This is a genomic window from Candidatus Cloacimonadota bacterium, assembly GCA_034661015.1.
Lineage (GTDB): Bacteria > Cloacimonadota > Cloacimonadia > JGIOTU-2 > JGIOTU-2 > JAYEKN01.
The window spans coordinates 1,874-8,052 of record JAYEKN010000288.1 but is presented as its reverse complement, the minus strand read 5'-3'; the positions used below and the strand labels follow the sequence as shown (position 1 = coordinate 8,052).

The window sequence follows — 6,179 nt, the reverse complement described above, 5'->3', positions numbered from 1 at the left end:
TATTTTACCAACTTGAGATGCTACATAATCTATTTCGTCATTGTTAAATGTAAGAACATCAAAATGCAAATTGCCCTCACGTAAAATTGCCACAATTGGTTTTTCTAATTTTAAAAGAGCAAAAAATATTTTTTCAGGCGACTTGTCATTATCAGATTCAAAACACAATTTAACCGAAAAACTATCAATCTTTTTATAGGGAAGAGTTCCGCCGCCGCATTGTGCTCTGCTTTTAGCTATTTCAGATTTTATATTATGATTTTCAAATTTATTTTTTAATTTTATCGCACGACTTTCAATTTCATTTTGAGAGGTGGTCAGAATCTGAAATAATTTTATTTTAGAAAATAGATCTTCCTCGCGTAAATAATATCGGATTACCGTAGATAAAGCTGCAAGTGTTAATTTGCCTGTACGCAAGACACGCATAAGCGGGGATTTCGCCAGTTTTGAAATATATTTTTTCTTCCCAACGATTATACCTGCTTGCGGACCACCAAGTAATTTATCACCACTAAAACAGACAATATCTGCTCCCTGTTTTAAACACGATCGAATGTCCGGTTCATTTTCTAATTTGAGATTCTTTGGTCTTCGTAGCAAACCGGAACCGATGTCGTAGATGAAAATCAGATTGTGCTTTTTTGCCAACTTGGATAATTCCATTACAGATGCTTCTTCCGTAAAACCGGAGATAAAATAATTTGATTTGTGGGCTTTGAAAATGACTTTTGTGTTTTCTGTAATTGCCTTTTCATAATCGGATATTCGGGTTCTGTTTGTAGTACCTACCTCAACCATCTTTGCTCCACTGGTTACCATTATTTCCGGTATTCGAAAAGAACCACCAATTTCGATCAATTCCCCACGTGAAATTATCACTTCCTTCCCCTCCGCAAATGTCTTTAAAGAAAGAAAAATTCCGGCTGCATTGTTGTTCACAACAGCTGCGTCCTCTGCTCCTGTTACAAATTTGATTATGTTAGAAATATGATCATTCCGCTGACCTCTTTTTCCAATTTCAAGATCAAATTCTACATTAGAATATCCTTTAATGATTGGAGCAATCTCTTTCAGCACATCTTCACCCAAAGGAGCCCTACCCAAATTCGTATGCAAAACTATTCCGGTTGCGTTTATCACAGGTTTCAAAGAATTTTCACCAATCGAATGCACTACAGATAAAATTCGCTGATAGATTCTCGTTTGATTCCAGACTTTTCCCCCATTTGTAATGTTCGACCGCAATTCTTCGATAACTGATCGTACAGCGAATGTAACCAAATCAAGACCAAATTGGTTTGATAATTTTTGACATTTTTCCCAATCTAAAATTGTGTCAACACCCGGGATTTTTTTAAATTCTTCGTTTTTCATAATAAAATTGTTTCCAAAAATGGCCGAGAGGGCAGGAATCGAACCTGCCACGGACGGTATTATCCGCCCACTACTGGTTTTGAAGACCAGCCGGGACACCAGTCCCATCCTCCCAGCATAGTATGAAAATTTACTATCTGATCAACAATAGTTTACGGGTTTGTGCCTGTTCTATTCCAATCAATTTATAGAAATACACTCCACTCGTTACGGAACGGTTCATCTCATCTTTTCCGTTCCAAACAATAGAACCGGAATTTTCCAAATCAGAAAATATTTTTACCGGCTGACCAAGAATATTATAAATTCCTATCTTCAAATCATCTGCATAAGATGCCGGAATATTGTATTTTATCTCTGTAAAATCTTTAAACGGATTGGGAGAATTACTTTTTAAATATGATGCTGTATTCAGATTCGGTTTTTTGCTAATGGCTTGGTTTTCTGTTTGGAAGTTAAAATCCATAGAAACAGAATCCGGGACTGAGGGAGCACCAGCCGTGAAATTAATAGAAAGGGACCCTGTAGAAGTTACGTGAATATGCAAAACCAATGCAAGAGAATCTCCACTTTCAATAAGCACATCAAATGGCCAACCAGGCATATGACACAATCCCCCATCAACTTCACAATAAAGCCAATACCAGCCATCAGGGACAATCCCATTGCTCGTAGCAATCGTAAATGTATCTGTTTCACCGTTATTGATTATTGAAAAAGTTGGAGATTCATAGTCATAATCTTCACCAATATATGGATCTCCGATTATATTCGGATCAAATGGTACATCGAAAACAATATCTGCGATCAGAAAATTAACATTTAATACGATAATAAATAGAACTATGATTTTTTTCATTTTTCATCCTTTTCTGCAACTAAATTTTTCACGAATTGATTTATTCGTGTTAATTTGTGGCTAATTTTAAAATCTCGTTGTAAGTTCCAAACGGAGTCCTTCAAAAGGTGCTTGGTTTCTGCAGACACCGTTTCGGCAGACCAGCCCGCCTTTCTCTTTACCAACGAATAAATTTGCTTCTGTGCTATCCCATAGTTTGGCGGAAAATTCCACACCAACTTTTGGAGTTCCTTTTGTCAAATTTTCAAGTTCGGAAACTTGATGCGTAACCATAATTGAAGTAGAATAATCCTTGTAGCTTATATCAAACTGAAAAAGTGGCTCGTAATATTTTTCGTTCACCTTTTCCAAATGGTGTTCAATATCTTCATCTTCAATTTCACATCCCAATTTCAATAGTGCAGGTAGTTCGCCAAGAAAAAAATCAGCAGTAATTTGTGGCTTCGATTTACGCAACCAGGTATTTGCCAAACCTTCTTGATTTTCCCATCTGCGTTCAAGTTGTGAATATTCTGTCCGAAGAGAAATTGAGGAAAATTCATGATTGAATTCAGTATGAAAATCGCATTGACGAACATCATAATCGTGCGACCAGCCAACTGCATAATTAACCACAAACTCGTTGTCAAAATTTGGAACAAACCGGATAACCGACTGCAAACCTTCTTCATTTTTTCCCGGAATTGATGAATTCCCATATTTTGCGATAGGCTCACTACTATAATTTGCAGTTGGGAGATCACTTAAGCGATTATCGAAATCATCATAATTTTTGTATGCTTGCGTAAATGTAAATTTTCCGGCATAGATATTCAAATCAGTATAGAGGCCTGAACCATAATCAATTTTTCCGGAAATGTTGTGGTATTGCTTACTTTCTCCATATTCTGCTCGCAAGTCGAAAAGTTCTACAGAATATTCAAATCTTCCGGACAGAACTTCTCTAATATTATATTTATAAATGGTTCCGTCTTGAAATTGTTTTTCCGAGATAGCAGCCATTCCAACCGAAAGAGAATTCAACGGGGAGATATTTAAGTCAGCACCATTTACAATCTCATCTTTAGAAGCATCCATTTTACTTGGCAGCACTCCACAAAACGCCTGAAAATTCCATTTGTTAAATGATGTTCTGGCATAAAGTCCGTCAAGCTGCTTATCTTCATCGAGCACCTCATCGTCATAGGCATGAAAAATCATCCCTGAACCAATCACGCATTCAAAATTTCCACCGCGAACCATAAATTCATCTTGAGAATATTGAAGAAATCGGTCTGTCCATTCATAAGAAATATCAGAGGGAGTGATATTTTCCAAAGGTGAAAACTTTTCATATTTTGGGAAATTCCCTTCAAATTTCATCCCAAAGCGAAAGCTGTTATAATTAAGGTCGAACTGGAACTGATCGTGAAAATACTGATGGGTAGAGTCGGGAGCATTACGATAAATATATTCTGCCTGATTAACTCCGCTAATGTAAAAATCGGATGCTACTAATGAACCGGACAAAAAAAGGAGGGATAAAAAGAATGTGGTTAAGCAAATTTTTGCTCTCATTCATTCCCACTTTCAGATTTTGCTTCTTCCAACTTTGATTGTGATTTTTTCTTGCTGAGAGTATCTGACTTTGATGATTTTTGACTAATCCATTTTACTATTTCCGCTTCAAGTTGTTTTTCATCACCTCGCTTATAACCATCATGTTCAAAAATAATTTCACCTGCCGGATTGATCAAAATAGTGCGAGGTGGATTTGTAATATTGTAAAGATCGGTTACTTCTCCGTTTGAATCGAACAAGGTGATAAAGTCGAATTTATTAGATTTTATATATGCTTTTGCTTTGGAAATTGATCTCGGTCTATCAACATCTATGGCGATAACTTGAATATCCTCTCCGTATTTCGATTGAAGTTTGCTAAGATGAGGTAGTTCTTTTAGGCAGGGAACACACCAGGTTGCCCAGAAATCAAGGAGAACAAGTTTATTTGAAAAATCTGATAATTTTACAACTTCACCCTTCATATTCTGTAATTCAAATTTAGGAGCCTGCTGTTTTTCATTTGCTAACAGAGAAATCGCAAACAAAATTATTAGCGATAGAATAAATAGTTTTTTCATAATAATTCCTTAATATAGTTTTTCTTTGGTTGCAGTGTAAACTTTACACTCGTCCGAGTTATATGGTAATGTTCTGGTTTGAAGCCAGAATACAATTTCAGTTTTTTCCGGTAAATTTTCATCATGTTCAATTTCAAAATTTATTTCCCCTTCTGATGAAATAACTTCATATTCTTCCAAAGCAAAAATAACATTATGCAATCTGTCACCTGTATTATGGTAATAAAGTTCAGGTTCTTCGTTAATCAATGCTACCCGCAAAAAAAGGTCATCTGTTGAAATACTGTCTTCAATTTCATATTCAATTGAACCGAACGCACTTACAGAATCATGTTCAACGCTAATTACGTGCAGAAAAGCTAATGGATCTCCAGCCAAAATTTGCTGATACCTATTTTCAAATTCTTCAAGTTGGGCACCTTCTATTTTGTACGATCCTTGAAAAATTGCAGTTGGTTGATAAGTAATCCCATAATAATTTGCCATATCCATATAAATATTCATAGGCTCACCATAGCAATATTCTAAAAAAACAAATTGATCACCATGTTCTTGCCACATCTCTCGTAATTTGCTGCTTGCAGGAGAACAATTTCCGCATAGTTCAGAAGTCGCAAATTCCACAAATACGATTGTTTTAGTTGTATCTGCTGGCGGAGGATCTATATGATTTCCATAAAAAATATATGAGCCCCCATCAGTGATGAGAACATCTTGTAAGAATAAAGTATCTAAACAATTTGAAGATGCGATGTTTTTCACATAAATATTCCATTCAATTTCAAGTTCCTGTGTATAGTCTAAAAGTTCAGGTTGTAAGTAGATTGATTCCGGACCAAAGATATCCTCATAAAAATTTTGCATATCCTCTTTGGATTTAAGATTATTGCTGTAATCTTCGCTATAAAGACTCATAATTGGATTTAGGTTTTGGGCTGAACTCAGACTTAAAGAATCCGAATATTCTGCAAAAAATTTTTCTATTTTCCTATTTTTATCAACAACATCATTATTCAGCATATCGCAACCGATCAACAAAAGGATGATAACCGGTAGTAATACAAAGATTATTTTTTTCATTAAATTAAACTCCTTTTAAGTTGTTTCTAATTTTGGTTCCCTATAATAATAAAATCATTTCCTTCTTCTTGGGCAAAATCAACTATAGTGGTATCAGCAAAAGATGTAACTATCCGATATGTAAATTGATAATTTTCGCCGGAAACCATATCAGTTTCAACATCAACGCTGTCAGATACAAGTTCTGAAAATAAAGTTTGCATATCTTCTTTATTCATTCCATTATTCAGATAATCTTCGGAATAATACTGCATTATCGAACTAATATCATTAGAAACTAATCCATTGATAAGTGCTGAGGAGAAATTTCCGATAAAATCAATAAATCCGGAGTCATCTTCATCCGATTTATCACAAGATAATATCGAAAATATAATTATTAAAATTAATAACAAAACCCGTTTCATTTTCTTCCTTTCGTGTATTTTTTTTATCATCTTTCTTATGGAAGTAAAATAATTATTTTGCAATATTTTACATAAGGTTTGGATCACATTTTTTTACATATTCAAATAATTTTTTTGTAAAATCAGAGACAATAACAATTTTATCATAATCAATCGGCACATGGTTGATATATTGCAGAACAAGGAATTGCTTTTTATTTGACGGGAAAATTCCGGAAAAGGAAAAATCCATTGCTTCTAATTCTTTTACATATTGGGCAATTTCCGGTTTGCAAATATCGAGATAAATATTGATCGCTTCTATTTTTTTCTGGCACTATTTCTCTTTTTTAATGA

7 protein-coding genes and 1 tRNA gene are annotated in these 6,179 nt (G+C 34.6%); all 8 read right to left on the bottom strand.

What is annotated here, in order from left to right:
• A partial coding sequence (gene selA, locus U9P79_10095; protein ID MEA2104972.1) for an L-seryl-tRNA(Sec) selenium transferase occupies nt 1-1,377 on the bottom strand: 1,377 nt, incomplete at its 3' end.
• A gap of 20 nt (nt 1,378-1,397) precedes the next feature.
• Nucleotides 1,398-1,491 (bottom strand) — tRNA-Sec (locus U9P79_10090).
• 19 nt (nt 1,492-1,510) lie between these two features.
• Nucleotides 1,511-2,236 carry a T9SS type A sorting domain-containing protein gene (locus tag U9P79_10085; protein MEA2104971.1) on the bottom strand — a complete coding sequence of 242 codons (726 nt, stop codon included), beginning with the start codon at nt 2,234-2,236 and terminating at the stop codon, nt 1,511-1,513.
• A 66-nt stretch (nt 2,237-2,302) separates the two neighbouring features.
• Nucleotides 2,303-3,793 carry a DUF6029 family protein gene (locus tag U9P79_10080; GenBank protein ID MEA2104970.1) on the bottom strand — a complete coding sequence of 497 codons (1,491 nt, stop codon included), beginning with the start codon at nt 3,791-3,793 and terminating at the stop codon, nt 2,303-2,305.
• Nucleotides 3,790-4,356 (bottom strand): TlpA disulfide reductase family protein, encoded by a 567-nt coding sequence (locus U9P79_10075; protein ID MEA2104969.1) that lies wholly within the window; start codon nt 4,354-4,356, stop codon nt 3,790-3,792. Before U9P79_10075 ends, U9P79_10080 begins: the two co-directional genes overlap by 4 nt.
• A 9-nt stretch (nt 4,357-4,365) precedes the next feature.
• Nucleotides 4,366-5,436 carry a hypothetical protein gene (locus U9P79_10070; GenBank protein ID MEA2104968.1) on the bottom strand — a complete coding sequence of 357 codons (1,071 nt, stop codon included), beginning with the start codon at nt 5,434-5,436 and terminating at the stop codon, nt 4,366-4,368.
• Nucleotides 5,437-5,462: 26 nt separating this feature from the next.
• Entirely contained in the window at nt 5,463-5,843 is a 381-nt protein-coding gene (locus U9P79_10065; GenBank protein MEA2104967.1) for a hypothetical protein, read from the bottom strand.
• A 67-nt stretch (nt 5,844-5,910) separates the two neighbouring features.
• Nucleotides 5,911-6,075 (bottom strand): hypothetical protein, encoded by a 165-nt coding sequence (locus U9P79_10060; protein ID MEA2104966.1) that lies wholly within the window; start codon nt 6,073-6,075, stop codon nt 5,911-5,913.
• Nucleotides 6,076-6,179 lie beyond the last annotated feature (104 nt).